Raw genomic sequence first — 25,665 nt, 5'->3', positions numbered from 1 at the left:
ACCGGTGGACGCGTTCCATCTCCCGGGTGAAACTGCGGGACATGGCACAAGCCGCGGTCCGCACCGGCCTTTCGCCGCAGGAGTACCTGGACTTCGAGCGTTCGTCGCCGCTTCGCCACGAATACGCGGACGGTGAGCTCTTCGCCATGGCGGGCGGCACGCTGGAGCACAGCGCGATCGCCGCGAGCATCCTCGGTGAGCTGCGGAACGCGCTCCGCGGTCGGGGGTGCCGGGTGCTCACCTCCGACATGCGCGTCAAGATCGCCGCCACACGCCGCTACGTGTACCCCGACGGCGCCGTCGTTTGCGCGCGTCCCGAGTTCGAAGACGAGCAGCGCGACACGCTCCTGAACCCACGCGTCCTCGTCGAGGTGCTCTCCGACTCCAGCGAGGCCTACGATCGCGGGGACAAGTTCGCCCAGTACAGGACGCTACCGTCGCTCGAGGAGTACGTGCTCGCATCGCAGAAGGCGCCGCGAATCGAGGTGTTCACGCGGCAGCCAGACGGCAGCTGGCTGCTCCGGATCCACGGCCCGGGCGAGCACGCAGAGCTGTCGTCCCTCGGCGTCGCGCTCGACGTCGACCGGGTGTACCTGGACGTCTTCGAGCGCGATGTGATGGGAGAAGCGCCGAAGGACGCGCCCTGACGCGCTGAGGACGACCCGCGTCTCCCGCGCCCACTCGCCCTCGGCTACAGCGTCACCTCGAACGGCGCGCGCGCGAGCTCTTCGCCCGTCTCCGACCGCACGACCGCCGTCCACTCCCCCGCCTTCCGCGCCCCGCGCGTGAACGCCCACGTCCGCCACCGCGGCGACGGCCCGACCCCGAGCGTCACGTTCCCGACCGGCTCCCCGCCGCCCGGCGGGACGAACGCCACCGTCACCTCGCCCTCCACGTCGCTCCGGTTCTCGACCTCCAGGTACGCATAGAGCCGCGGGGTCTCCGGCGCGTGGAACGTCGTCCCCGGCGCCACCGGCTCGCGGTCCTTCACCCCCTCCGCGATCACCAGCCGCTTCACCTTCAGCTCCGCCGCCCCCCTCGCCTTCTCCTTGGCCTCACGGCTCCCCTTGCCCCCCTTGTCCGCCACGACGTTCACGTCCGGCGCGGGCGCCGTCACCGGCGCGGCCGGCAGGCTTGCGGGCGCCGCCGCCGTCGTGGCGGCTGCAGGCTCGGGGCACTGCGTCGCCGCGGGGCTCGCGGCAGCGGCCTGCGCCGGAGGCCGCGCGTCGTGACGCTCGCCGCAGCCGGCGAGCGAGACCGTGCAAAGCGCCAGAAACGTCATCCGTCGAGCCATCTTCATTGCCATCGAAGCACTCCTCCGTGATCCGGGGCGTCCCGGCCTCGCCACCGGATATGGCAAGGCGTGGACCGCTTCTGGCTCATTGAAATCGTTGAAGATTCTGGCTGACCTGTGGTCGCTCGGCCGCGCCCCGTGTGTCCATCGAGACGGCCGACCCGCGCCGCCGCGATCGACCCGAGCCCCAGGCCTCCTCGAGTCGACGCGCGGACGAGATGCCGACCGCGAGCCTTCACTCACGTCGAGAGATCACCCGCCCGGCTTCCCTCCAGAAGCAGGGTCGATCCCGTCCGCCCGCATCCGCTCGGCGCTCGCCGGCCCGGCCACGGTGCCGGCCGGGTGCACATACCACCCGGCCGGATCCGCCTTGTCCGGCTCGTCGCGGACCTTGAGGACGGTGAACATTCCCCCCATGTCGATGTACGAGAACGGCCCGGCCCCGCCGCGCATCGGCAGGCTGTTCGCCGGGATCGGCATGGGCATCTCGCCCATGCCGCCCATCCCCGTGGTCCCCATCGTCATGTAGCCGGGCATCACGCGGCTCATCCGCCGATCGAGCGCGCGGGTCTGGGCGCCGACCATGTTCGGCAGGCCATGGCCCATCTGCATCATCGTGTGATGGGTCATGTGGCAGTGCACAGCCCAGTCGCCCGGCTCCTCGGGGACGAACTCGATGACCCGCGTGCTGCCGACCGGGACCAGGACCGTCGTCTCCGGGTACTGGGCCGACTCGGGGACGAACCCGCCGTCCGTCGCCGTGACCTGGAACGACAGGCCGTGCAGGTGGATCGGGTGGTGATCCATCGGGCCGAGGTTCCCGAGGCGCACGCGCACGCGCTCGCCGCGGCCGACGAGGAGCGGCGCCGTCGCGGGGAACGCCTTGCCGTTGAACGTGAGGACGTTGAAGTCGCTCATCGCGTTCGGGTCGGGCCGGCGCGCCCCCGCGTTGATCTTCCACTCGTGCGTCATCAGCACGAAATCCCGGTCCACGCGCGGCCCCCTCGGCCTCCTCGGGTGCACGACGAACATCCCCACCGCGCCCAGCGCGATCTGGGTCATCTCGTCGAAATGCGAGTGGTACATGTACGTCCCCGGATACCGCGCGACGAACTCGTAAACATACGTCTCGCCGGGCTCGATCGGGCGCTGGGTGAGCCCGGCGACTCCATCCATGCCGTTCGGCAGCACGAGGCCGTGCCAGTGGACCGTGGTGGCCTCGGGCAGGGAGTTCGTCACGTAGATGCGCAGGCGCTCACCCTCGACCGCCTCGATGGTCGGGCCGGGCGTGCTCCCGTTGTAGCCCCACACCTCGCTCTTCAGCCCGGGGGCGATCTCGTGCTCGAGGGGGCCGGCGACGAGGTGGCCGACCTTCACGCCGTCCACCAGGCGCAGCGGGAGCGTGCTGCCGTTCGGCGTCACCACGGCGGGCTGCCCCCCGGGCGCCGCGGTCCGGCGAGGCGGGGGCGCAGCGGCGCCCCCGGCGGGCGGCGCGCCAGGGCGCTGCTGCGCGTGGGCGAGCCCTTGCGTGAGGATGGCGGCGCCGGCGGCCAGACCGCCCGCGTGGATGAATGCACGTCGGTCCATGTCAATGCCCTCCTTCGCCGGTGGCCGAGGCCCTCGGCATCGCCGCGGGAGCTCCGGCCCCCGCGGCCTCGACGCGGCGCCCTGCCAGGAGCGCGTCGAACGCAGCCTTCGCCGTCCAGTGCTCGCGCAGCGCCTCGACCGACGCGAGCTCGGCGTCGAGCTGCTCCCGGCGCGCCGAGAGCAGCTGGAAGACCCCGACCTGCATCGCGTTGTACTGGAGCAACGTCTGCTCCAGCACCCGCTTGCGCGCCGGGAGGATCACGCGCTCGTAGTGCCGCGCGCGCGCGTGCGCGAACGAGAGCCGGCTCTGCGCCTCGCGGACCGCCGAGCGGACGTCGACGGCGCGGCCGTGGTAGCGCTCGAGCAGGCCGTCGAACTCCGCCGCCTGCGCGGCCTCGGCCCCTTGACGCCGATCGAAGAGCGGGAGCGAGAGGCGGACCCCGGCGCCGAGGACCCACGGGTGCTCGTGCGCCTCGCCGCTCGCGCCGAGCTCCCGCTCGCCGTGCACGCCGATCGCCACGTCCGGCACCCAGCCCTCGGCGCGCAAGGCCCCGGCGCGCCCCGCCGCCGCCTCGAGCCGGCTGCGCAGCTCCGCGAGCTCGAGGCTCGCCTTCAAGGCCAGCGACTCCGCGCGCGGCGGCGTCGCGAGCGCCTCGGGCGCCGCGGGGACCGCGCCGGCGATCGTCCAGGAGGTCGCCGCGCCGGAGAGGCCGAGCAGCCGGGTGAGCCGCTCGCGCTGCGAGAGGAGCTCCAGCTCCATCTGCGCGGCCGTGACGCGCGCCTCCTCGTAGCCCGCCTCCTGCGTCGCCACGTCGAGCTCCGGGACGTTGCCCGCCTCGAAGAGCGCGCGGGCGGCGTCGCGGGCCGCGGCGAACGCGTCGAGCGCGCGGTTCGCGATGCCGAGGCGCTGCTCCGCCGCCTGCGCGGCGTAGAACGCGGCGCGCACCTGGTAGCCGAGATCGACGACCGCGCCCGCGGCGCGGTAGCGCGCGGCCTCGTGCTCCGACCGCGCCGCCCTCGCGTGGAGCGGCGAGAGGAGCGCCGACGTGAGGTCGATCTCGACCTCGAGCTCGAGGTGCGCGTGCTCGGCCCCCTCCTGCTGCGGCGTGACCTCGATCGCGATCTCCGGGTTCGGCAGCTTGCCCGCCTGCTCGAGGTTGCCCCGCGCGACGCCGACCTCCTTCAGCACGGCGCGCAGCTCGCGGTTGTTGAGCAGCGCGATCCGCACCGCGGCGTCCGCGGTGAGCGGCTGCCGCGGCGCCTGGCCGAGGGCGCGCGCGCCGTCGGCCGGCGCCGGATCGACCTCCTCCGACGCCGCGCCCTTCGGGAGCTCGAGGCGGGAGAGCTCCCGGATCCGCGCCATGTCGGCGGTCGACGACGGGGCGGCGCAGCCGGCCGCGGAGAGGAGCGCGAGGCCCGCCGCGAGCGGCAGGAGGCGCGAGGCGCGCGCGCGGGCTCGCCGACGTTCAGTGCGCATGGGCGGGCTCCTCGGGCGTGGCAGCCGCCGGGCCGCCCTCCGGCGGCCTCGCCGGCGCCGGGCCGTGATGATGGTGGTGGTGGTGCTGGTGAGGGTCGGCGCCGGCGCCCGCGGCCCCCGCCGGCTCGAGCCCGACCCAGCCCGGGGCGGGCTCGCCGGGCAGCGGAGGCTCCTCCGAGAGGGCGACGCCGATCCGCGGCGAGGGAGCCTCCGCGGCCTGCGGTGAGGCAGCAGAGGACGCGGGGAAGCTCGCGGGGAGGCTGCGCGGCGCGCAGCCGGCGAGCGCAGCGACGAGCATCAGCAGGGCGTTCAGGCCGGCGAGGTGAGGTGATTTCATGGAAGTCGCTCCAGCGTGGCGAGTGCGATCACGTGCGGGGCCCGAGGGCGACCGCGCCCCGCGGCGGCTTCATGCCGCATTTGAGCTCGATCGCTCCAGAGCTCAGCGCAGGAAATTGGATCGCGAGCAGCGTCGTCCCGGGTTGCATGCATGGCCGACGCGCGCGGCCCGGCGGTATTACACGTCGCCGCCCCGGGCCGCGCGCGGTCAGGCGTGGATGTACACGAGCGTCCCGCCCTTGTCGTTGAACGCGGCGTGCCAGTTCTCGGGGACGGGGGGATCGGTCCACGCGAACAGCCACGCCGCGTCGGCGGGCGCGAGGTTCACGCAGCCGCTGCTCCGCACCTTGCCGAACGCGTCGTGCCAGTAGACGCCGTGCAGCGCATAGCTGTTGTGGAAATACTGGACATAGGGCACGTCCCGCAGGTCCACGGACGACTCGCTGAGCTCGTCGCCGTCCATCGTCGCCGTGACGTGCTTCTCGCGGATGAAGAACGTGCCCTGCACGGTGGCGCTGGTGGTCGCGGGATCGCCGAGCTCGCCCCTGCCCGTCGAGACGAGGGTCGCGAAGACGGGGCGCTCGCCCTCGTAGGCGACGAGCGTCTGGAGCTCGATGGAGATGTCGATCCACTTCCTTCCGCGCGCCGCGTGCCCCCAGAAGTCGCGGCCCAGCCGCGCGACCCGCAGCGCGGACGCGGGGATCCACACGCCCGCGTCGGTCTCAACATAGGCGCCGGCGGCGGCCGTCTTGCCGGTGAGCACCCAGCCGGAGCGGCGCGCCGCCCAGCCGTCCGGCTTGAGCTCGCCCGAGGCGTCCGGCTTCAGCGTGCGCACCCCGTGGTGCATGACGAACGCGGGGGTCCCCTCGCCCTTCACCTCCACGCCGCGCATCGCGGTGGGGGCGACGGCCGAGGTGCGATCGATCGGGACGAGGTCGAGCTCGGTCGTCAGGCCGAAGCGCCGCCCGGTCCACGCGAAGGTGGCGATCAAGCCGAAGGCCGAGTCCGCCCGCGCGCGCCCGCGGTGCGCGGGGAAGCGGACCTTCTCGGCAGCGCCTACCGGCTTGGGCAGGTCGCGGCGGCTCGCGAAGAAGGGCGTGAGCGGCTCCGGCTCGCCCAGGAGCGCCTCGTCGCGGCGGGACCACGCGGGCGTGCCCTGGGCGCGCGAGCGCCCCTCGACGCGCCGCTGCTCGGCCTCGCTGGGCAGGTGCACATAGAGGTGCGGCGGCGGCTTCCGCGACATGACGTACCGGTACGGATACGGCTCGCCCCGGCGCGGGCCGGCCGGCGCGGCGGGACGTCTCGATCCGCCGAGCAGCCGCGGCAGTTCGACGCGCGCGCTCCCCCTCGCGTCGCCGAGCGGCGTTCACCAGCGCGCGTCGCCGTCGATCAGCCAATCCAGCGCCCTTCGGGTCTCCTCGGCGACAGGCCCGTCGTACCGGTGCCCGGCCTCCTTGCTGCGCGCCACGCGCGTCAGCACCCCCGCTTTCTCCAGGCGCGCGGCGGCCGCGGCGGCGGCGCCGCCGCACCCGGCCTGCGCGCAGACGAAGAGGACCCGCTGCCCGCCGCCGTCCGCGAACGCCTTGGCCGTCGCCGGGGTCCACTTGTCGTGTCCGCCCTCGACGAGCACGAGGCGCGGGAAGAGCGCCGCCCGGCGCGCGGCGATCGCGGAGCCCATGATCGCGCCCAGCGAGAAGCCTGTGTAGAGCACCGCGCCGGGATCCACGTGCTCGGGAAAGCGCGCCCGCAGCGCCGCGAGCCCCGCGTCGATCTCCTGCTCCAGGCGGGCGTTGCTCTCGTACGTGAAGCGGACGTCGCTCGCCGACGGCGAATCGGGCCGCGCGACGCCCCTCGGGCACAGGACGAAGACGCCGTCTCCCGCGATGTCGCGCCACACCTGGCACTGCCACTCGGGACGATCGTAGTTGCCGTGCGACGCGATGAGCACGGGACGCCGCGCGGTGGCGCCGATCGGCACCGACACCACGGCGCTCGGAAACCCCTCGACAGGGAGCTCCACGAACGGCGCGTCCGCGCGGAGCGGCGCAGCCCCCGCAGCAGCTGCGGCCGCGTCCACGGCGACGGCCGCCGGCGTCGCGCCGCCGTCCGCGGCCCGCGCTGCCTCTTCCCGCGCGGGGGCAGGCGCGACGCTGGGCGGCGCGGGCGCCGGACCGGCGGAGCGGCCTGGGCGGTCACAGCCGAGCGCCGCCGCCGTAAGGAGCGGCAGCGACACGAACGAGAGGAAGAGGAACGCGACGGGGGGCGCCATCCGACCCAGAGGATGACGCTTTCCTACGGGAGCGCCTCCGCGAGCTTGTCCGCGAGCGGAGCGCCCCAGCCGGTCGGATAGTCCCAGCCGGGCCCCGCGCTGAACCCCTCGGGGGTCTTGCCCTCGGTGATGTCGCGGAACGCGGCCTGCACGCCCGCATCGGTGTAGAGCGCCCGGTTCAGCCACCCGGCGACGGGCTTGCCCTGCGCGATCCGGTGGCTGTTCACCGACGCCATCAGCCCGGCGAACACCGGCGCCGCGAACGAGGTGCCGCCGCGCTGATCCCACTCGCCCAGGAAGTAGAGCCAGTACGGGAAATTTGACGACGAGCTCAGCGCGACGTCGGAGACCGCGCGCGTGCCCTGCGTGTCCGTCACGACGCTCTCCTGCCACCACGGCGTATCGAAGGCGCGCGATCGGCCCGAGCCGGACCCGCTCCACGCCACCTCGCGCGCGACCTCGCCGCCGTCGCCGAGCTCGAGCACCGTCCCGCCGACGCACGTCACATACGGGCTCGACGACGGCACGTCGGGCCTGCTCGAGTCGCCGCTCGCGACGACGATCGTCATCCCGAGCGCCGCGCCCATGCGCGCCGCCTCGTTGTATTGCTCGCGGATCGGCTGCGCCTCCGTCTCCTCGCGGTGCGCGAACGACGTCGAGAGCACCGACACCTCGCCGGCGGCGATCGCCTCGTTCCACGCATAGAGGATGGAGTGGGTGCGCGCGTCCGGCCCCTGGTACGCGATGAGCTCTGCCTCGGGCGCCATCGCGCCCGACCACTGCATGTCCAGCGTGCTCTCGACATAACGCGTGGAGATCGGATCGGCGGTGACCACTTCGACGGGGTTGTCCCGCGAGAGAATGCCAAACGACCGCCAGAACGACTGGAGATCCCGGGTCTTGAACGTCGCCCCGACAACGACGCCGAGCTTCACGCCCTGCCCGCTGTGGCCGCCGGTGTGGAGCGCTTCGACCCCGTAGGCCCGCGCGATCTGCGCGGGCGTGTACCCCTGTTCCGGCTCCGGCGGCGGCTCCTCCTCGATCGAGCCCCCCTCGCCCGGGAGCGGATCGGTGTCGGCGGGGATCTCGACCGCGATGACGCCCGACGCGAGGTCGATGATCCGCTGCGGCGGCCTGAGCGGATCGAGCGCGCCGAACGTGCGGAGCGGCTTGCCGCCGGCCGCGGGGTTCTCGCGCTCGAAGTCGCGGAGCTCGGTGTCGAACGCGGTATTGAACTGCTCGACCGTGCCCGCGAACTCGAGCAGGAGCCGGTTCTTGGAGCGCCGCCGGATTTCCATCCCCTGCTGGACGAGCCAGTCTTCGACGGCCGCGACGTCGCTCTCGGACGGGGCGTGGCGCTCCATCCAGGTCTCGACGGACATGTACTTCCGGAACGTGTCCGGCTTCCCGGGATCGTACATGTCCTCGATCGCGCTCTCGAGCCCGGGGACATCCCGGGTCGGGAACCCCATCAGCGCGCGGAAGCGGTCCTCCTCCGGCGCCGCGCCGAAGTCCATGTAGATCCCCGCGAGCGGCCGGGGAAGGCCGCTCGGGAGCACGGGTCCGTCTTTTCCGCACGCTGTGCCCCCGAGGGCGAGCAGCGCAGCGCACCAAACCGAGAGCGAACGCATCAACGAGGCCCTGCGAGCGAGGGGGGAGAGAGTCCGTCAGGCGCGTCTCAGCACCACACGTGCTCGATGAGGTAGCAGGTGTAGGTGCCCGGCTTCCATGTCTCGGGGCGCCCGCCGGTCGTGTTGTCGGTACATACCTCGCAGTAGGCGTGGATGCAGTCGGGGTCGGTGCTCTGCGGCTTCGCCCCGAGGCCCGACGGGGGCTCCTCGGTGTAGAAGAACCCGTCGGTCCTCAGCTGGTCGAGCTCGCTCTCCGACAGCTTCCCGAAGGCGGCCTCGTCCGAGGAGATGCTGAACCGATCGCCCGACGCCTCGGTCAGGACGGGCGCCGGGTAGTCGCCGTAGTCGGCCTGCTCGATGGCGGCCATCTGCTCCGAGAGCAAGATCTCCTTGCCGTTGCCGGTGGAGAGCTTGATGCGCGCGTAGTCGATGGCCCCGCTCGAGTAATCGAGGGCGTAGACCGTGTCTCGGCTCATGTCGAGGCTCAGGAACTCGCTCGTCTCGAGGGCCTTCGAGACCTCCGCCTGGGTGATCCGCTCGTGCGTCACCGCGTCATCGACGGGGGCCTCCTCCGACGCGCCGCATCCGGTGAAACCGGCCGCTGCGATGACGCCGAGCGCAACACTGAGAGCGAGCGATTTGGAAGAACGGATGGTCTGTCGAATCATGATGGCGTTCCTTTCTTATGGGCTCACTGACGGCGCTCGCCTGGCCTCGCGCGGGCCAGCGGGAGCTCCCCCATGTCGGTCCTGCGTCGGTCCTGCAAACGATGGCTTGCTTGTCGGACGCCACGACTCCGGCGAGTCGAGTGGAATGAGGGGAAGATGAATTCATTTCAACGGTGCCGCAGGCCCCCCATACCTGGCAAGTAATTTCCCGGAGCGAAAGAGAATTCCATCGTTCTTTCTGCCGCACAGTGGTCGGGACGGTGCACCGTGCGGGGCCTCGCTTACCCCGAGCCGCGGACGGGCCATGACCCGACTCAGGGGTTGCCGTGGAAGCCGGCCGCGGACATACCGGAGCCTACATGGAGGACGTGGCCAGATCGCCGCTCGGTTCAGCTGCTGTGTCCGCCGAGGCTGCCATCGTGGTCCTCGACGGCCCGCTCGGGACCGAGCTCGCCGCGCGCGGGGTCGCGACGCCGGCGCCGCTCTGGAGCGCCGCGGCCCTGCTCGATGCGCGCGGCCGCGACGTGGTCCGGGCGATCCATCGGGATTACGCGCGCGCGGGCGCGACGGTGCACACGGCGAACACGTTCCGCACCAGGCAGAGGCAGGCGGGCGCCGCCTGGGCCGAGCTGGCGGCGCGGGCTGTCTCGCTGGCGCGCGAGGCGGTGCGCGGCGAGGGCCCACAGCACCGGGTCGCCGGCAGCATCGCGCCGCTCGAGGATTGCTACCGGCCCGACCTGAGCCCTGCCGACGCGCGGCGGGAGCACCGCGAGCTCGCGCGGGCGCTCGCGAGCGCGGGCGTCGACCTCCTCCTCTGCGAGACGTTCCCGCATGTCGGCGAGGCGCTCGTGGCGCTGGAGGAGGCGGTCGCCACGGGCCTCGAAGCATGGGTGTCGTTCACGGCGGGTCCTGGGTCGGATCTGCTCTCGCCCGAGGACGTCGGGCTCGCCGCGCGGGAGGCGGCCGCCCGCGGCGCGAGCGCCGTGCTCGTCAACTGCACCCCGGCGACTCGCACGCTCGCGCACATCGAGCGGCTCGCGGCGTGCGGCGTCCCGTTCGGAGCCTACGCGAACGCGGGCGCGGAGGCCGAGGGGCTCGGCTGGAGCGTTGGCGTCGACCAGCGCGGCTCGGCGGCCGCGCGTTATGCGGAGCTCGCGCGCCGCTGGCTCGAGGCGGGCGCCACGATCGTGGGCGGGTGCTGCGGGACGGGGCCCGGGCACATCGCGGCGCTGCGCGCGCTCGTCGACGGGGCGAGGCCCGCGCGCGAACCGGCGGGATCGCCGCGCTGAGGCGACGCGCCCAAACGCCGGTTGCTCCCCACGGGGCGACGTGCCACCGATTGTCCGACGAGCCGGGCGGCGCCAGCGCGGAGCGGCGCGGCGCCCGGCAGACACGATCCATCGCCTGAGACAGCACGCCGTCGCGATCGGCGACGATCGACGGACACGGAGCGCAAGATGATCGATCTCTATTACTGGCCCACCCCGAACGGCTGGAAGATCAGCATAATGCTCGAGGAGACGGGCCTCCCGTACAAGCTCGTCCCGGTCAACATCGGGCGGGGCGAGCAGTTCAAGCCGGAGTTCCTCGCGATCAGCCCCAACAACCGGATGCCCGCCATCGTCGATCACGACCCTCCGGGCGGCGGGGCGCCGATCTCCGTGTTCGAGTCGGGCGCGATCCTGCTTTACCTCGCCGAGAAGACGGGCAAGTTCATCCCCTCCGACGTCCGCGGTCGTTACGAGGTGACCCAGTGGCTCATGTGGCAGATGGGCGGCCTCGGCCCGATGAGCGGCCAGGCGGGCCATTTCAATCACTATGCGCCGGAGAAGATCCCCTATGCGATCGAGCGCTATACCAACGAGGTACGGCGGCTCTATGGCGTGATGGACAAGCGGCTCGCGGACCGGCCTTTTTTGGCTGGCGAGTACTCGATCGCCGACATGGCGAGCCATCCCTGGGCGATGGCGCACGAGCGGTTCGGGGTGTCGGCCGACGAGCTCCCGAACTTCAAGCGGTGGCTCGACGCGGTGCGCGCGAGGCCCGCCGTCGAGCGCGGGCTCGCGGTCGGGAATGAGCTGCGGAACCCGAGCCAGCCGATGGACGACGAGGCGAAGAAGTGGCTGTTCGGGAAGAAGCCCGAGGCGTGAGCCGCCCGTCCCGCACGCGCGGGGGCCGCGCCCCCCGCGATCGCGCGGTGGTGCGCCCTGGGCGCGCGGCGCCTCGCTGACGGACTGCGACCGGGGCGGACAGACCAGGCTCCAGCGCGCCGTCCAGCGCGTCAGCGCGCCGTCCAGCGCGCCAGCGCGCCACGCGCGACGCACCGCAGAGCGTCCTGAGCAGGGCGGGGCCACCAGCGCGGCGCGCCCTGCCGTCAGGGCTTCACCGGGCGCGCCGGGCCGCTGGTGCGCCCTGGCTGGACCCGACACGTCCTTTCGCCGGAGAAAAGGGGAATGAGCGCTCCTCGACGATCCGCTCAGCCCGGATCGCGCGGGCTCCGCTGCGGGGCGCCGATCGCGCGAGCGCGCTGCATTGACGCCTTCGCGGACGTCAAGCACGCCGGGAGCGGAAACGTCTGCACAGCTCCGCCAGGCACACACTCTGCTCTGCGGTGAGCCGAGATGTCTGGGCCTGGTGGGCCCTCGCGGACATCGGGGGGAAACGATCATGTCGATGCATAGCAAGATGCTGGTGCCTGCATTTCTTTTGGCCGCTCTGACCGCCGGTTGTGCGGTGAATACGGACGACGCGGACCTCGATCAGAGCGATCTCGGTGACGACGAGATCGGGGCCGTCGAGCAAGCGTTGGAGGAGGAGCGAGGCGGGTACCTGGGGATGGGCGCGGCGCAGCTCGCGCCCGGACAGGCCCAGATGGGCCCGAGCAAGGGCGAGATGTTCCCCAGCAAGGGCGCGCTCGGACCGAGCAAGGGCGAGATGTTCCCCGGCAAGGGCACGCTCGTGCCGAGCAAGGGCGAGATGTTCCCCAGCAAGGGCGCGCTCGTGCCGAGCAAGGGCGAGATGTTCCCCAGCAAGGGCGCGCTCGGACCGAGCAAGGGCGCGCTCGGGCCCAGCAAGGGCGAGGTGTTCCCTGGCAAGGGCGCGCTCGTGCCGAGCCAGGCCGGGATGTTCCCCGGGCAGGCGCAGGTGCCGTCCAAGGCCGGGTTGGGCGGTTATGCCGGCCAGCAATCCAGCCAGGGGATCCAGGGCTATGCTGGTCAGCAGGCCGGTCTCGGCCAGGCCGCCATCTCCCAGTCGGGCGCTTATGGCCAGTCGCCCGTCCTCGGGCAGCTCGCGCCCGGCCAGCAAGGCCAGCTCACCGCGCCTGGCCAGCAGGGCCGGCCGTAACGCCTCGCGCGCGCTCATCCCAGGAGAGCGCGCCCGGCCGCGCGCACCTCCCCCGCGCTCGATCGCCCAGATTGCCCCGACTGGCCACGGCCTGGGTCGGTCGGGGCATCGTCTGGAGCTCCACAGCGGTCTCCCCCTCTGCACCATCAGCGCAGAGCGGCAGCAGAGCGGCGGTCTAAAAAACGACGGTGCGGCGGCCTTCTACGATCACCCGCCGCTCCAGGTGCGCCCGGACGGCGCGAGAGAGGACGAGCCGCTCCACGTCACGCCCCATCCGGGTCATCTCCTCGGGGCCCATCTGGTGATTCACGCGCGCCACGTCCTGCTCGATGATCGGCCCCTGATCCAGGTCCCGCGTCGCATAGTGCGCCGTCGCGCCGATGAGCTTCACGCCGCGCGCGTGCGCCTGGTGGTAAGGCTTCGCGCCCTGGAAGGCGGGCAGGAAGCCGTGGTGGATGTTGATGACGGGCGGCGCCTCATCGAGCATCTGCTCGGAGAGGATTTGCATGTACCGCGCCAGCACGACGAGATCGACATGGTGCCTCTTCAGCAGGTGAAGCACCTGACGCTCCTGCTCGCGCTTGGTCTCCGGGGTGATCGGGATGCAGAAGAAAGGGATTCGAAAGCTCTCGGCCACCGCCTCGAGCGTGGGGTGGTTGGAGATCACGAGCGGGATCTCGCAGCGAAGCTCGCCCGCGCGCTGCCGGAGCACCAGATCGTAGAGGCACGCAGGATCCCTGGTGACGAGGATCGCCATCTTCGGGACGTGATCGCTGTACTCCACCGACCATCGCGCCGAGAGCGACGTGGCGAGCTCTCGAAAGGCGGCCTCGATCGCGCCGCGGGTGGCCGAGCCGCCCAGGGCGCCGACGGCCGCCGGCGAGGCGAGGCCGGACAGATCGACGACGAGACGCATGAAGAAGCGCGGGCCCTCGTCCATGAACGCATCGGTGTGATTGCTCGCGTCGATGATGTTCAGGCCGATGTCGTAGAAGAACCCCGCGAGCCGCGCGACGAGACCGGGCTGGTCGGGAGCGGCGATGAGGAAGGTTGCGTGAACGGGACCCATCATACGGCTCATGTAGCTCGCCCCGAGGCGGAGGCGCAAGCGCGAGGGCCGGGAGGGACCGCGGGCGGGCGGCAGCCTGTCCGCCAGGCTGCCTGGCCGGGCGCGCTAGCGCCCCTCGCCGCTCTCGGAGGACGGCGGCCCAGACGGATCCTCCACGAGCCTCGGCGCCAGGGTGGAGAGCTCCGCCCAGGGGATGCGCACGGTCCGCTCGACGTCGCGCAGGTGCGCGCTGTCGTTGTAATAGATGAGGTGCCAGGCCTCGGCCCGACCCCAGCGCCGCCTTCGCTGCCAGTGGGTGAGCGAGGTGTGGCGGGTGGCGAAGTGCGCGCTCGGGAAGGCGAGCGCGTTCATCCTGAAGAAGTGGAGGAACGCGACGTCGATGAAGCCGCCGTGGGTGACGACGACGATCGTCCGCCCCTCGTGCTCACGGGTGATGCGATCGAGGGCGACGGAGACCCGCAGCATGAACTGCGCCCAGCTCTCTCCACCGGGGCTCGCCGGCCGGTACGGCTCGCGCTCGAAATCGATCGCGTAGCGCACCATCGCCTCGCCGACCGGCATCCCGTCCGCCTCGCCGGGGCGGAGCTCCTGGACCTCGTCGTCGAGCGCGACGGGCAGCCCCAGGGCGGGGGCGACGATCTCGGCCGTCTGCTGCGCCCGGCGATAGGTGCTGGCGATCAGGACGTCGGCGGGGATCTCGCGCGTCGCGGCCAGGCGATCGCGCAGGCGCTCCGCCTGGAGGACGCCGAGCTGCGTCAGCCCGGTGTCCCCGCGCATCCCGCCCACGATATGGTTCACGTTGACCAGCGCTTCTCCATGCCGGATGAGATAGAGGTTCGTCACGATCTGAGCCTCCGAGGCGCGCGACCTTGTGGGGGGAGGGCCGCGCGGGGCGGTCCGCGCTCGCTAGGAAGAGCAAGGCCCCCCTCGAATGTCAAGGGTTTGTACCGCCGCCGCGCGGGTGCTCAGGGACAGCCGTGGAAGAGCGCGAAGATGGCCGCGCTCTCGGAGCAGACCTGCTCGCCGCGCAGGGCGCTGCAGAAGTCGTCCTCCGTCAGGAAGGTCTTCTTTCCCGTGCTGCCCTCGATGCAGGAGATCGAATAGACGAACCGCGACGCGCCCTCCCCGGGCAAGCCTGGGATCTCCAGCTCGGAGCCTTCGCCCACCTGCGAGCCGCTGCCCCCCGCGTCCTCCGGCGGATCGACGCCGAGCAACGGGAGCACCAGGATGGGCCAAATGCTGAAGAGACCGGCCACGAAATTCGGGATCATGGGTTTACCTCCAACGTCGATACAAAGGCATCCTCGTACGAGGTAGCCATTGCAGCTGTCGAATCGAACATGCATTCGACAGGCCAGCTCCGGTCATGTCCGCCCATTGCACAGCGCGCGAGGGCGCGGGGCGAGCCCGCGCGCCATCGATCGTATACGCGGGCGAATGCGCGGGCCGCCTGCCACGTCCGGGTCGGAGGGGGGCGCGTGGGCCGCCGCCGCGTGATCGCGGCGGGCCGGACCGGCCCGCCCGGGCGCGGCGGGCCGGACCGGCCCGCCCGGGCGCGGCGCGCCGCCCTTGCCAGCTCGCTCGGACATGGCCTACAAGGCGGGCCCTCTGAAGGAGACTTTCATGCACCGTCGCAGCTTCATCGCGGCCGCGCTGCTCGGCTTCGCGGCCCTCGCCGGGTGCGGGCCGCGCTGGCGCGTCGTGACCCAGGCGAGCCCCGACACGTTCGTCGGCCAGCGGTATTTCGCCCTGATGCCCATCGACTACGTGGGCCTCTTCATCCTCGACCAGCGCGAGGACCAGTACCTCGCCAGCAAGGACGCGGACGATCACCAGCGCTTCGTGGCGGACAAGGAGTCCATCAACGAGGAGTTCACGAAGGCCCTGGTCGCCGCCGCCCAGGAAGAGGGCATCGAGGTCGCGCCGTCCGACGGCCACTCGTCGGCGCCGTTCGTGATCAAGCCCTATGTCGGCTACATGAATCCAGGCTTCTACGCGGTCGTCTCCTCGGCCCCGAGCCAGATCCGGCTGACGCTCCGGCTCACGACGCCGGACGGCCGGGTGCTCGATGAGGTCCAGTTCTCGAGCCGCACGGCCTCGCCCATCCCCAACACGAACCTGAGCTCCGCGGACGCGGACAAGCTGAAGCCCGGCGGCCGCTGGCGCGAGGACGCGCGCGTGATCGGCGCGTATGTGGCGCGCTACCTGGCGTCGCGCGTCAGCCCCTAGGCCCCCGCCGCCCGGGCGCTCCCCGGCCGCGCGCTTCGGGGAAGCCCCCGGGGAAAGCGCGGGGGGCGCTCGCCCGCTTCACAGCAGCGCCCCGCGGAGCAGGAGCTCGGCCACGCTGAAGTAGATCACGAGGCCGGAGACGTCGACGAGGGTCGCGACGAACGGGGCCGAGGCGCTCGCCGGGTCGAAGCCGAGGGCCCGGAGCACGAACGGCAGGAGCGCCCCCGCCAGCGTGCCCCAGGTCACGACGCCGACCAGGCTGATCGCGACGGCCAGGGCGAGGAGCGCGTAGTGCGGGCCATAGGCCCCGAAGAGCTTCTCCCAGGCGATGACGCGCGCGAAGCCGATGGCGCCGAGGATCCCGCCCAGCGCGAGGCCCGACGCGAGCTCCCGGCGGCTGACGCGCCAGAAGTCGGCGAGCCGGATCTCGCCGAGCGCCATCGCCCGGATGACCAGCGTCGTCGCCTGAGAGCCGGAGTTGCCCCCGCTCGAGATGATGAGCGGCACGAACAGGGCGAGCACGACGGCGCGGGCGATCTCGTGCTCGTAGTGCCCCATCGCCGTGGCGGTGAGGAGCTCGCCCACGAACAGCGCGGACAGCCAGCCCGCGCGCTTGCCGAGCATCCTGGAGAGGGGGGTCCGGAGGTAGGGCGCGTCGAGCGCCTGCATGCCGCCGAGCTTCTGGATGTCCTCTGTCGCCTCCTCTTCCACGACGTCCACGATGTCGTCCGCGGTGACGATCCCCTTCATCCGACCCTCGCTGTCGACGACGGGTATCGCCACGAGATCGTGCTCCGCGAAGGTCCGCGCCACCGCCTCCTGGTCGGCGTCCTCGTTGACCGACACGACGTCGGTCTTCATCACGTCGCTGACGCGCCGATCGCCGGGGGCGATCATGAGCTGCCTGAGCGACACCACGCCGCGCAGCCGCTGCTCGGCGTCGAGCACATAACCGTAGTAGATGGTCTCGAGGTGATCCCTGGCCTGCCGCTTGAGGTAGCTGATCGCCTGGTCGACCGTCGCCTCCGGCCGCACGCGCGCGAACCACGGGCTCATGAGCCCGCCGGCCTCGTCCTCGGCATACGCGAGGAGCGCGATCACCTCGCGCCGCGTCGGCTCGTCCAGCAAGGAGAGCAGCTCCGCCTGGTCGTCCGGCGACACCTCGAGGAGGAGGTCCGCCACGTCGTCGGGCGCGAGCAGCCGGATCCACAGCCTGCGTTCACCCTTCGTGAGGCCCGCGAGGAGCGCGGCCTGGTCGGCCGTGGGGAGACCCTCGAAGAAATCCTCCGCCTCCTCGCGCCGCAGGCGGCGATAGGCCTGCACCCGCTCCTCGTTCTGCAGGGCCGACCAGGACAGCGTCAGATCAGCCGCCGTGAGCGCCTCGGCCGCGTTGAAGGGCGGGCGTTCCATCATCGCCTCACCTCGTCGAGCGCCTGGCCCGCCCCGTCGGCGTCGCCCGGCAGAAGATGCTCATTCGTGAGGGCCCAGCGGCAGGCTCGACCCTGGAACCACGATTAGCAACGGGCGCGCCACGGCCGCCCCTCCCTGGGAGCCCCCGCACGCACAGCGCCGCGGCCCCCCCCGCCTGCGCTCAGGCGCGCGCGGGGGGGTCGAGCGGATCGACCCCGAAGCGGCGCAGGAGGCGGCAGAGCGGGACGAGCGGCAGCCCCACGATGGCCGCCTCGTCGGCGTGGCGCACGTCGTCGAACAGCCACGGTCCGTGCTTCTCGAAGAGGTATCCTCCCGCGCTGCCGATGGGCCGATCCAGCTCGACATAGCGGCGGATCTGCGCGCGGCCGAGCGGGCGGACGCGGAGCTCCACCGTGACGGTCTCGGCCAGCGTCCGCGGCGCGCCGGCCGCGAGCGGCACCCCCGGCGGCGCGTGCACCGCGACGGCGGCGTGGAGCGCGTGGACGCGCCCCGAGAGCCGCCCGAGCTGGTCTGCCGCCTCGTCGAGCGAGGCCGGCTTGCGGAGGAGCTCCCCATCCAGCTCGAGCGCCTGATCGGCGCCGATGAGGAGGGCGCCTTCCCGCGCGGGCGCGAGGCTCAGCGCCTTCCCCTCCGCGAAGAGGCGGGCGCACGCGAGGGGCGACATCCCCTCGGGCGCGATCTCCTCGAACGCCGGCGCGACGGCCTCGTACGCGAGCCCGAGGCGATCGAGGAGCGCCCTCCGGAAGGGCGACGTGGAGGCGAGGACAACCGGAAACATGGTCGGCTCCATGACACGGAACGACGCGCGCGCCGAGGGGAACCGCCCGCCTCGCCCCTCGCGCTCCTCCAGCTCCTCGCGCTCCTCCCGCTCCTCCCGCGCTTCACCTGCGCTCCTCCCGCGCAACCCTGCTCTTCACGCTCTTCGCGGCGTTCGCACCGATTTGCTTCTATTTACCAAAATTTATCGAGAAATGGCAGACGGCGCGGATTCTGAGCAATGGTGAAAGCCGCTGGGCATGCGGGAATAACGGCAGGAATTCCCGCCGTCAGGTGTCGCCTGAATTACCCATCATGCATTTCATTAAAAAGCAGCTTGCACTCGGACTCTACAGCACGCGACAGTACGCCAATGCAGCAACTCAACACAAGGCACCTCGTCACGCTCTCTCTCGTCGCGCCGGGCATCGGGCTCTCCGTGCTGCTCGCCGCCTCGCCGGCGAGCGCAGCGACGTACGAGGTGGGGCGGGGCAAGCCTTATGCGAGCCTCGCGGAGGTCGCCCCTCGCCTCGCTGCCGGGGACGTGGTTCTGGTCGAGGGCGACGCGACCTATCCGGGGGATCTGTTCTTCAAGAAGTCGGGCACCGAGGCGCAGAAGATCACGATCCGCGGCGTTCGCGTGAACGGCCGCCGCCCGGTCCTATCCGGGGGGAAGAACACCGTGATCTTCGGTGGCAATCACTATACCTTCGAAGGCTTCGATATCACCGGCGGCTCGGGCCGCTGCGTGTTCAACAAGGCGCACGACATCACGATCCGCGACTCGGTGGTGCACGACTGCGCCGGACACGGGATCCTCGGCGCCGACTCCGAGTCGGGCTCCCTCACGCTGGAGTACGTCGAGGTCTATGCCTGCGGCTCGGGCGACACCAGGCACCCCATCTACATCGCGACCGACGAGGAGACGCGCCTCGGCTCGGTGTTCCGCATGCGGCACTGCTATGTGCACGACGGCAACGGCGGCAACAGCGTGAAGAGCCGCGCGGAGCGGAACGAGATCTATTACAACTGGATCGAGGGCGCGAAATACCACGAGCTCGAGCTGATCGGGCCGGACGGCCAGGACGAGGGGCTCGCGCGCGAGGACTCCGACGTCGTCGGCAACGTCATCGTCAAGACCGGCCAGCACTTCGCCGTGCGCGTCGGGGGCGACGGCACGGGGCAGACGTGGGGTCGCTTCCGGTTCGTCAACAACACCTTTCTGCTCGCCCCCGGGTCGCGGCCGGCGATCAGGATGTTCGACGGGATCGAGAGCGTCGAGATGAGCAACAACGTGTTCTATCGGCGCGGCGGCGGCGGCGTGGAGGTCTACGTCGACAGGAGCGCGACCTGGAAGAACGGAGCGGCGTCGATCTCGGGCGCGAACAACTGGGTGCCCGCCGGCTCCTCGGCCATCCCCGGGGCGTGGAGAGGCACGGTGCAGGGCGCCGACCCCGGCTTCACCAACCTCAGCTCGCTGGACCTCCGCCCGGTATCGAGCAGCCCGCTCGTCAACGCCGGCTCCAGCGCGACGTCGACTTCAGGGCACCCGTTCCCGAAGCCGCTCACCGCGCCGCAGTTCTCGCCCAGGAAGGGCGCGCGCGCGGCCAGCGGACCGCTGCAGCGGCCGGTCGCTGGCACGATCGACATCGGAGCCTACGAGTCTGGCTCCGGCCTCGCGGCGCTCGCCATGAGGACCGCGGACACCGTTCGGGACCTCGACGACAGCGACAGCAGCGCCGAGGAGGAGGCGTGGAACGTCGACGGCGATGCCGCCCCGAGCGACGGCGAGGCGGACGCCAGCGACACCGACGGCGGCGATGCCAGCGACGCCGATGCCAGCGACGTCGATGCCAGCGACGTCGGTGCCAGCGACGCCGATGCCAGCGACGCAGACCCGTCCGCCGGCGACTGCGCCGCGGACGGCGACGACACCGCTGCGTGCTCCGAGGCCGCGCAGGGCAACGCGGGCGCTCCGCACGGCGCCCATGCCAGCGCGTGCAGCGTCGGCGGGGGGCTCGCGGGCGGCCCGGTCGCCGGCTCGGGGGCTCTCCTCGCCGGGGCGGCGGCGCTCCTCGGCGCCGCCCTCCGGCGGCGCGGCCGCGGCGCCAGGGCGTGAGCCCTCAGGCGATGAGCGCGCGCAGCAAGCGACGCGCGGACGCCGGGTCGGGCAGCTGAAACGCCGCGGAGCTCTCCCCGCCGCCCACGTGGATCGTGAGCGCGGTCGGGGGGAGCGCCGCGAACAGATCCTCGTCGGTCCTGTCGTCGCCGAGCGCGATCACCACCGCGTCGGGCCCCATCGTGGCGAGCACCCGCGGCACGATCACCCCCTTGTTGACCCCGCGGAGCCGCACCTCCAGCACCTTCCGGCCGGGGATGAGCTCGAGATCGTGCTCGCGCAGCGCCTCGCCGAGCTCCAGGGGCACCTCGCGGGCCGTCTGGCTGGCGAGCTCCGGGTCGGCGGCCCGGTAGTGCCACGCGATCGAGACCATCTTCTCCTCGATGAAGCTGCCCGCCGTGCGGTCGACGAAGCCCTGGAGCACGTCGCGGACCCTCGGCTTCCAGTCGAGCGCGGCCTCGCGGAGCGCGACCCAGGGCTCTCCGGGCGCGGCGCGCGAGAAGAACCCGTGCTCCGCGTGGAGGCTGATGGGCAGCTCTCCCAGCCACCGCTCGAGGTCCTCGCGCGGCCGGCCGCTCACCACGTGCACCTGCGTCCGCGGGCGCGCCGCGAGCTCGCGCAGCTCGGTGACGAGCGCCTCGTCCGGCTGAGCGAGCTCGGGCATGGCCTCGAGGGGGACCAGCGTGCCGTCGTAGTCGAGCATCACGATCAGCGACGGCGCGCTGCGCGCGCTCGCGATCGTGCTCCCCTGGGGCGCGCCCTCCGGCCGCCGGGCGGCCCCCACCGCGGGCGGGACGCCGCCCGCGCGCTCGAGATCGTTCAGGAAGCGGTGCGACCAGCGGTGCGCGTCGTGCGTCACGACGCGGCGCCGGAGCGCCTGCATCCGGACGCGCTGCTCGGACGGCGACATGACGAGCGCCCGCTGGATCGTCGACGCCACCGCGTCGATGTCGTGCGGGTTCACCAGGAGCGCCTCGATCAGCTCGGCGGCCGCGCCCGCGAACTCGCTCAGCACGAGCGCGCCGGTGCCGTCGATCCGCGAGGCCACGTACTCCTTGCAGACGAGGTTCATCCCGTCGCGCAGCGGCGTCACCATCATCACGTCGGCCGCGAGGTAGAGCGCGACGACCCCGGCCATGGGCATCGACCGGTGCAGGAAGTGGATCGGGACATCGTCGAGCGTCCCGTAGCTGCCGTTGATGCGGCCGACGAGCTCGTTCACGACGCGCCGGAACTCGGCGTAGGCGTCGACGTTCTCGCGCGTCGGCACCGCGAGCTGGATGAACCGGACCTTGCTCCGGAGCTCGGGCTCGCGCTCCAGGAAGCGCTCGATGGCGAGCATGCGCCGCGGGATGCCCTTCGTGTAGTCGAGCCGATCGACGCCGAGCACGATCTTCCGTCCCTGGGCGCTCTCGCGGATGCGCCGCGCCTCGGCGCGGACCTCCTCGTCCCGCGCGAGCCGCACGAACTCGTCGACGTCGATGCTGACCGGATAGGCGCCGAGCCGCACCCGCCGCCCCTCGTACGCGAGCGTCTCCAGGTCGGGATCGAGCCCGAGCACGCGCGCGGCGGAGTAGACGAAGTGGTACCGATAGGCCGTCGTGTGAAACCCGACGACGTCGGCGCCGAGCATGCCGCGCAGCACCTGCTCCCGCCAGGGCAGGATCCGGAAGACCTCGGCCGCGGGGAAAGGGATGTGCAGGAAGAAGCCGATCCGCGCGTCGGGGATGCGCCGCCGCAGCATCGCCGGCACCAGCGTGAGCTGGTAGTCGTGGATCCACACCCTGTCGCCCGGCCTGTACCGGGCGACGATGGCCTCGGCGAAGCGCTCGTTCACCTCGCGGTAGCTCTCCCAGTCGTGCCGGGCGTCGAGGTGCAGCTTCTCGACGAGGTAGTGGAACAGCGGCCACAGGACGCTGTTCGAGAAGCCGTCGTAGTAACGGCTCACCTCGGCCGAGGTGAGGTGCACCGGGACCGCGCCGAGCTGCTCGAGCCGATCCTCGACGTCTCGGCGCTGCTCCTCGGTGAGGCGCGCGAGGTCGCCCGGCCATCCGAGCCAGAGGCCGCCGTGGCGCTCGTGGGGACCCCGGAGCGCGGTCACGAGGCCGCCCGCCGAGGGGACGACGGAGACGTCCCCCTGATCGGCGTGGACGGTCACCGGGAGGCGGTTCGAGACGATGAGCAGGCGGGACATGCGCGGCCAGGAAGCTAGCGCATGGCCCCTGCACCACGCCCTTGAGGCGCGGTGAAATCAGGGGCTAGCCGATGGTGTTCGTCGGGCGCGCCCTGATCGCTAGCGGTCGATCCGGATCGACGGCGCCGTGTTCTCCGGAGGGGTGGGCTTCGACGTGGCCGTGGGCGCCGCGGGGCGGACGGGCCGGCCCCAGTTTCGCCTGCCGCCCGAGCTCGTGTTCGACGGCGCGTCCTCGGTCTTCGCAGGCGCGGCCACCTGCGCGAGCCGCGCGACGGTCTGCACGGACATCTCCGACGGCCCCTGCACGATGGAGTAGGGCTGGAAGCCTTCCTTCTGCAGGGTCAGCCGGCGAGGCGACGCGCGCACCTCGTCGTTCGAGATCGACAGCTGGAGCGGCGTCTGCCCGAGCGACTTCCCGTCCTCCAGGACGTCGGCGCCCGGCGGGATCGACTCGATGATCAGCATGAACGAGGGCGCGCCCTTGTGATCGCTGGGCGTGCCGGTCGCCGCGGGCGCCGTCGTGGGCGCGGTCGCGACCTCGGGCGTGGCCTCGGTCTGCGCGGGCTTGCGGGTCAGCGCGAACGCGCCCGCCGCCACGACGACCGCGCCGATGACGGCGAGGATCACCCCCTTGCGCCCGCCGCCGGAGGGGGCCTCGTGCGCGCCTGTCGTGCCCTTGGACGCGCCCGCCGCTGTCGCGGCGGCGCCCGGGCCCGAGCCGACGCCGGAGGTGCGCCCGCTCGGATCGTCATCGCTCGACGGCGCCGGGAGCGTCACCGCGTCCTTGAGCGCTTGCACCGTGGACGAACGCGACGAGATCTGCACGCCGGGCAGCGACTCGAACGAGGTGATCTGCGTGCCGCCGAACGCGGTCGTCACGCCCATGCCGCGGGCGCACTCGCCGAGGCCCTGGATGAGGGCGTCCATCGTCGCGGGCCGGCCGTCCGGATCCTTCGCGAGACAGCGCATCACCAGCGCCTCGAGCGGCTCCGGGATGTCGACGTCCGGGTTCCGCTCCTTCATGCGCGGCACCGGCTGCTGGAGGTGCGCCATCAGGATCTGGATCGACTTCTCGGACTCGAACGGGACCTTCCCGCAGAGCATCTGGTAGAGGATGACGCCGAGCGAGTAGATGTCGGTCCTGAGATCGACCTTGCCGTGCGAGATCTGCTCCGGCGACATGAAGCGGGGCGAGCCCAGGAACGCGCCCTGCTGCGTGAGCTCTTCCGAGTCGTCGCCGAGCTGCTTCACGAGGCCGAAGTCGAGGATCTTGACCGCCTCCTCCGCGTCCTCGTTGGAGACGAGCATGACGTTCGACGGCTTGAGGTCGCGGTGGACGACGCCGTGCTTGTGCGCCTCGCGCAGCCCGCGCGCGATCTGCCGCGCGATGCGCATCGCCTCGGGCGGCGGCAGGCGCCCCTGCCGGCGCACGCGCCGGAAGAGCGTCTCGCCCTCGAGGAACTCCATCGCCATGAAGAACCGCTCCTGATCGTCGGCCTCGATGCGGCCGTAGTCGAAGACGGTGACGATGTTCGGGTGCTGGAGGCGCGCGAGGATGCTCGCCTCGAGGAAGAAGCGCTTGTGGAAGTTCGGGTCGAGCTGCCGCGAGGCCTGGTTCGGGATCAAGACCTTGATCGCCACCTGGCGCCCGAGCGGGAGCTGCTCGCCGCGATAGATCGTGCCCATGCCGCCGGTCGCGAGCTGGGAAAGGATCTTGAACTTTCCGTTGAGCACCTTTCCGAGCAACGGATCGATCGGCTCGCTGCGCGCTACTTCATCGACGACGTTTTCGTTGGCACCACTCATATGAACTCCGTCGCCTTCCCCGTGCGGGCGCGGGCGAGCCCTCCCCTCGGTGACGATGCCTCGCGATGCGTGAGCCTGGACCTCATGATCGTGGGGAGCGTCGGCGCGTGGGGCCGTCGGGGCAGTCTAAACGGAAGAAATGTCCTTGGCGACCTTTCCTCGATCGCCCCGCTCGTGAGGCAGGGGCCCCCGCGCGAGAGGCCGATCGGGAGGCCGTCCGGGGGGCGCCGCACCATGGGCCGTGCGCCATAGCCCCGATCGACGGGAACCGCCAGTTGCTGGCATCGAGCGTCTGCATCGCACCTTCGCGCCACGAGATCCTGCGAGCAGAGTACACTGCTCCGCGCCCGCGCGATGCTCTTCCGATGATCCTTGTCGGGTGCCGCCGCCGGACGCCGGCCGGTGCGCGCCGGACGTCCCTGCCGGCCTTCTCGCCCTCCCGGGTGGGGACGAGGTAGTAGAGGAGGATGCGACCGGATCGCGCCGTGCTGCGCTGGTGGAGGGGGAGAGAGTACCGGCGCCTACTCGACGTGGCCGCCTCCGAGCTCGCCGGCTCGCGCCACGCCGACGCGGAGGCGACATGCGCGCAGGCGCTCCGGATCGCCGAGGAGATCTACGGTGACGGGGACGCCGAGCTGACGGCGCCGCTCTACGCGCTGAGCTCGGCGCGGCTCGCGCAGGGGCGGCTGGACGAGGCGCGCGCGAGCTCCGCGAGGGCGATCGCCATCGCCGAGGCGGCGGCGAGCGCCGATCCGCCGCTGCCGAGGCTGCTCGAGCAGCTGGCCGCCATCCTCGAGCGGCAGGGCGAGCTCGAGGGCGTCGAGGCGCTGTTCCGCCGGATGCTCGCGGGCTACGAGCGGATGCGCGACCCCGACCCCATCGAGCTGTCGGCGCTGCTGAACCGGCTCGGCCTGCTGCTCGGCAGGCGGGGGGCCCGCGCCGAGGCGGCGCCGCTCTTCCGGCGGGCGATCGCGCTGCGGGAGGGGGCGCTCGGCGCCCGTCACGCGCTCGTCGCGGAGGCGCTCTACAACGCCGCCACGTTCCTGGAGCTGGAAGACGACCTCCCGACCGCCGAGCGGGAGGGGATGCTCCGGAGGGCGCTCGAGATCGCCGAGGCGGGGGCGGGCGTGGAGGGGGGCCTCCTCGCGTCGATCCTGCACAACCTGGCGGCCGCCCGCGAGGCGCTCGGGGACCAGGCCGAGGCGGCGGCGCTGTACGAGCGCGCGCTCGCCGCGCGGGAGGCGCTCGTCGGGGCCGCCCACCCGTCGCTCCGGCCGACGCTGGTCCGGCTCGCGCAGGTCCACCACGCCGCGGGGCGGCCGTCCACGGCGCTGCCGCTGTACGAGCGGGCGCTCGCGCTCGCCGAGGTGGACCTCGGGGCGGATCACCCGGTGGCCACGGCGATCGGGGCCTGGATGGCCGAGGCGCGGAGCCGGAGCTGACCCTGCCGCGCC

22 protein-coding genes are annotated in these 25,665 nt (G+C 72.1%); 7 read left to right on the top strand and 15 right to left on the bottom strand.

What is annotated here, in order from left to right:
- Positions 1 to 41: 41 nt before the first annotated feature.
- A complete protein-coding gene (locus tag WMF44_RS02920; RefSeq protein WP_437297585.1) occupies positions 42 to 647 on the top strand; it encodes a Uma2 family endonuclease in 606 nt (201 codons plus the stop codon).
- Positions 648 to 691: 44 nt separating this feature from the next.
- Here the strand turns inward: WMF44_RS02920 and WMF44_RS02915 are convergent, their stop codons facing one another.
- The 8 genes from WMF44_RS02915 to WMF44_RS02880 form a co-directional block, all read right to left on the bottom strand.
- A complete protein-coding gene (locus WMF44_RS02915) occupies positions 692 to 1,306 on the bottom strand; it encodes a DUF2914 domain-containing protein (RefSeq protein ID WP_437297584.1) in 615 nt (204 codons plus the stop codon).
- Positions 1,307 to 1,546: 240 nt separating this feature from the next.
- Positions 1,547 to 2,881 (bottom strand): multicopper oxidase family protein, encoded by a 1,335-nt coding sequence (locus WMF44_RS02910; RefSeq protein WP_437297583.1) that lies wholly within the window; start codon positions 2,879 to 2,881, stop codon positions 1,547 to 1,549.
- A 1-nt stretch (position 2,882) separates the two neighbouring features.
- The gene (locus WMF44_RS02905; protein ID WP_437297582.1) at positions 2,883 to 4,358 is read right to left on the bottom strand and encodes a TolC family protein; all 1,476 of its coding nucleotides are present in this window, start codon (positions 4,356 to 4,358) and stop codon (positions 2,883 to 2,885) included.
- A complete protein-coding gene (locus WMF44_RS02900) occupies positions 4,348 to 4,695 on the bottom strand; it encodes a hypothetical protein (protein ID WP_437297581.1) in 348 nt (115 codons plus the stop codon). Before WMF44_RS02900 ends, WMF44_RS02905 begins: the two co-directional genes overlap by 11 nt.
- Positions 4,696 to 4,902: 207 nt before the next feature.
- Positions 4,903 to 5,937 (bottom strand): L,D-transpeptidase, encoded by a 1,035-nt coding sequence (locus WMF44_RS02895; RefSeq protein WP_437297580.1) that lies wholly within the window; start codon positions 5,935 to 5,937, stop codon positions 4,903 to 4,905.
- A gap of 123 nt (positions 5,938 to 6,060) precedes the next feature.
- The gene (locus tag WMF44_RS02890) at positions 6,061 to 6,963 is read right to left on the bottom strand and encodes a hypothetical protein (RefSeq protein WP_437297579.1); all 903 of its coding nucleotides are present in this window, start codon (positions 6,961 to 6,963) and stop codon (positions 6,061 to 6,063) included.
- Between the two features lie 23 nt (positions 6,964 to 6,986).
- Entirely contained in the window at positions 6,987 to 8,522 is a 1,536-nt protein-coding gene (locus tag WMF44_RS02885) for a S53 family peptidase (protein WP_437297578.1), read from the bottom strand.
- 119 nt (positions 8,523 to 8,641) lie between these two features.
- A complete protein-coding gene (locus tag WMF44_RS02880) occupies positions 8,642 to 9,262 on the bottom strand; it encodes a hypothetical protein (protein ID WP_437297577.1) in 621 nt (206 codons plus the stop codon).
- A gap of 359 nt (positions 9,263 to 9,621) precedes the next feature.
- On the opposite strand from WMF44_RS02880, the gene WMF44_RS02875 reads away from it, so the two are divergent.
- The 3 genes from WMF44_RS02875 to WMF44_RS02865 all read left to right on the top strand — a co-directional run bounded on the left by WMF44_RS02875 (position 9,622) and on the right by WMF44_RS02865 (position 12,607).
- Positions 9,622 to 10,551 carry a homocysteine S-methyltransferase family protein gene (locus WMF44_RS02875; RefSeq protein ID WP_437297576.1) on the top strand — a complete coding sequence of 310 codons (930 nt, stop codon included), beginning with the start codon at positions 9,622 to 9,624 and terminating at the stop codon, positions 10,549 to 10,551.
- 168 nt (positions 10,552 to 10,719) lie between these two features.
- Positions 10,720 to 11,412, top strand: a complete 693-nt coding sequence (locus WMF44_RS02870) for a glutathione S-transferase N-terminal domain-containing protein (protein ID WP_437297575.1) — start codon at positions 10,720 to 10,722, stop codon at positions 11,410 to 11,412.
- A gap of 523 nt (positions 11,413 to 11,935) precedes the next feature.
- Positions 11,936 to 12,607, top strand: a complete 672-nt coding sequence (locus tag WMF44_RS02865) for a hypothetical protein (RefSeq protein WP_437297574.1) — start codon at positions 11,936 to 11,938, stop codon at positions 12,605 to 12,607.
- A 175-nt stretch (positions 12,608 to 12,782) separates the two neighbouring features.
- Here the strand turns inward: WMF44_RS02865 and purU are convergent, their stop codons facing one another.
- From purU to WMF44_RS02850, 3 genes are all read right to left on the bottom strand, one after another.
- Positions 12,783 to 13,676, bottom strand: a complete 894-nt coding sequence (gene purU / locus WMF44_RS02860; RefSeq protein ID WP_437301524.1) for a formyltetrahydrofolate deformylase — start codon at positions 13,674 to 13,676, stop codon at positions 12,783 to 12,785.
- A gap of 105 nt (positions 13,677 to 13,781) precedes the next feature.
- Entirely contained in the window at positions 13,782 to 14,519 is a 738-nt protein-coding gene (locus tag WMF44_RS02855) for a histidine phosphatase family protein (RefSeq protein ID WP_437297573.1), read from the bottom strand.
- 122 nt (positions 14,520 to 14,641) lie between these two features.
- Positions 14,642 to 14,947 (bottom strand): hypothetical protein, encoded by a 306-nt coding sequence (locus WMF44_RS02850; RefSeq protein WP_437297572.1) that lies wholly within the window; start codon positions 14,945 to 14,947, stop codon positions 14,642 to 14,644.
- 352 nt (positions 14,948 to 15,299) lie between these two features.
- On the opposite strand from WMF44_RS02850, the gene WMF44_RS02845 reads away from it, so the two are divergent.
- Entirely contained in the window at positions 15,300 to 15,905 is a 606-nt protein-coding gene (locus tag WMF44_RS02845; RefSeq protein WP_437297571.1) for a hypothetical protein, read from the top strand.
- A 78-nt stretch (positions 15,906 to 15,983) separates the two neighbouring features.
- On the opposite strand, the gene mgtE is transcribed toward WMF44_RS02845, so the two are convergent.
- Together mgtE and WMF44_RS02835 are read right to left on the bottom strand one after the other, a co-directional pair.
- On the bottom strand, positions 15,984 to 17,318 hold the full coding sequence (gene mgtE / locus WMF44_RS02840) for a magnesium transporter (RefSeq protein WP_437297570.1): 1,335 nt from the start codon (positions 17,316 to 17,318) through the stop codon (positions 15,984 to 15,986).
- A 178-nt stretch (positions 17,319 to 17,496) separates the two neighbouring features.
- Positions 17,497 to 18,114: a Maf family protein gene (locus tag WMF44_RS02835; protein WP_437297569.1), complete on the bottom strand. Its 618-nt coding sequence runs from the start codon at positions 18,112 to 18,114 to the stop codon at positions 17,497 to 17,499.
- Between the two features lie 351 nt (positions 18,115 to 18,465).
- Here WMF44_RS02835 and WMF44_RS02830 point away from each other — a divergent pair, with 351 nt between their 5' ends.
- Complete coding sequence (locus tag WMF44_RS02830) at positions 18,466 to 20,211, top strand: right-handed parallel beta-helix repeat-containing protein (RefSeq protein ID WP_437297568.1); 1,746 nt, start codon at positions 18,466 to 18,468, stop codon at positions 20,209 to 20,211.
- A gap of 4 nt (positions 20,212 to 20,215) precedes the next feature.
- On the opposite strand, the gene WMF44_RS02825 is transcribed toward WMF44_RS02830, so the two are convergent.
- Entirely contained in the window at positions 20,216 to 22,405 is a 2,190-nt protein-coding gene (locus WMF44_RS02825) for a bifunctional alpha,alpha-trehalose-phosphate synthase (UDP-forming)/trehalose-phosphatase (RefSeq protein WP_437297567.1), read from the bottom strand.
- 99 nt (positions 22,406 to 22,504) lie between these two features.
- The gene (locus tag WMF44_RS02820) at positions 22,505 to 24,211 is read right to left on the bottom strand and encodes a serine/threonine protein kinase (RefSeq protein ID WP_437297566.1); all 1,707 of its coding nucleotides are present in this window, start codon (positions 24,209 to 24,211) and stop codon (positions 22,505 to 22,507) included.
- A 467-nt stretch (positions 24,212 to 24,678) separates the two neighbouring features.
- Between WMF44_RS02820 and WMF44_RS02815 the strand changes: the two genes are divergently transcribed.
- Complete coding sequence (locus tag WMF44_RS02815) at positions 24,679 to 25,653, top strand: tetratricopeptide repeat protein (protein ID WP_437297565.1); 975 nt, start codon at positions 24,679 to 24,681, stop codon at positions 25,651 to 25,653.
- Positions 25,654 to 25,665 lie beyond the last annotated feature (12 nt).

Source organism: Sorangium sp. So ce426, from assembly GCF_051475585.1.
GTDB lineage: Bacteria > Myxococcota_A > Polyangia > Polyangiales > Polyangiaceae > Sorangium > Sorangium cellulosum_B.
The sequence above is the reverse complement of the archived record's forward strand: the minus strand, read 5'-3'. Positions and strand labels throughout refer to the sequence as shown.

What these genes read in the sequence shown, in the direction of transcription:
- WMF44_RS02820 (WP_437297566.1), bottom strand. Translation starts at nt 24,211, where the DNA reads ATGAGTGGTGCCAACGAAAACGTCGTCGATGAAGTAGCGCGCAGCGAG.
- WMF44_RS02835 (WP_437297569.1), bottom strand. Translation starts at nt 18,114, where the DNA reads ATGTTTCCGGTTGTCCTCGCCTCCACGTCGCCCTTCCGGAGGGCGCTC.
- WMF44_RS02910 (WP_437297583.1), bottom strand. Translation starts at nt 2,881, where the DNA reads ATGGACCGACGTGCATTCATCCACGCGGGCGGTCTGGCCGCCGGCGCC.
- WMF44_RS02870 (WP_437297575.1), top strand. Translation starts at nt 10,720, where the DNA reads ATGATCGATCTCTATTACTGGCCCACCCCGAACGGCTGGAAGATCAGC.
- purU (WP_437301524.1), bottom strand. Translation starts at nt 13,676, where the DNA reads ATGGGTCCCGTTCACGCAACCTTCCTCATCGCCGCTCCCGACCAGCCC.
- WMF44_RS02865 (WP_437297574.1), top strand. Translation starts at nt 11,936, where the DNA reads ATGCATAGCAAGATGCTGGTGCCTGCATTTCTTTTGGCCGCTCTGACC.
- mgtE (WP_437297570.1), bottom strand. Translation starts at nt 17,318, where the DNA reads ATGATGGAACGCCCGCCCTTCAACGCGGCCGAGGCGCTCACGGCGGCT.
- WMF44_RS02900 (WP_437297581.1), bottom strand. Translation starts at nt 4,695, where the DNA reads ATGAAATCACCTCACCTCGCCGGCCTGAACGCCCTGCTGATGCTCGTC.
- WMF44_RS02890 (WP_437297579.1), bottom strand. Translation starts at nt 6,963, where the DNA reads ATGGCGCCCCCCGTCGCGTTCCTCTTCCTCTCGTTCGTGTCGCTGCCG.
- WMF44_RS02825 (WP_437297567.1), bottom strand. Translation starts at nt 22,405, where the DNA reads ATGTCCCGCCTGCTCATCGTCTCGAACCGCCTCCCGGTGACCGTCCAC.
- WMF44_RS02880 (WP_437297577.1), bottom strand. Translation starts at nt 9,262, where the DNA reads ATGATTCGACAGACCATCCGTTCTTCCAAATCGCTCGCTCTCAGTGTT.
- WMF44_RS02895 (WP_437297580.1), bottom strand. Translation starts at nt 5,937, where the DNA reads ATGTCGCGGAAGCCGCCGCCGCACCTCTATGTGCACCTGCCCAGCGAG.
- WMF44_RS02850 (WP_437297572.1), bottom strand. Translation starts at nt 14,947, where the DNA reads ATGATCCCGAATTTCGTGGCCGGTCTCTTCAGCATTTGGCCCATCCTG.
- WMF44_RS02920 (WP_437297585.1), top strand. Translation starts at nt 42, where the DNA reads ATGGCACAAGCCGCGGTCCGCACCGGCCTTTCGCCGCAGGAGTACCTG.
- WMF44_RS02815 (WP_437297565.1), top strand. Translation starts at nt 24,679, where the DNA reads ATGCGACCGGATCGCGCCGTGCTGCGCTGGTGGAGGGGGAGAGAGTAC.
- WMF44_RS02845 (WP_437297571.1), top strand. Translation starts at nt 15,300, where the DNA reads ATGCACCGTCGCAGCTTCATCGCGGCCGCGCTGCTCGGCTTCGCGGCC.
- WMF44_RS02830 (WP_437297568.1), top strand. Translation starts at nt 18,466, where the DNA reads ATGCAGCAACTCAACACAAGGCACCTCGTCACGCTCTCTCTCGTCGCG.
- WMF44_RS02875 (WP_437297576.1), top strand. Translation starts at nt 9,622, where the DNA reads ATGGAGGACGTGGCCAGATCGCCGCTCGGTTCAGCTGCTGTGTCCGCC.
- WMF44_RS02915 (WP_437297584.1), bottom strand. Translation starts at nt 1,306, where the DNA reads ATGGCAATGAAGATGGCTCGACGGATGACGTTTCTGGCGCTTTGCACG.
- WMF44_RS02905 (WP_437297582.1), bottom strand. Translation starts at nt 4,358, where the DNA reads ATGCGCACTGAACGTCGGCGAGCCCGCGCGCGCGCCTCGCGCCTCCTG.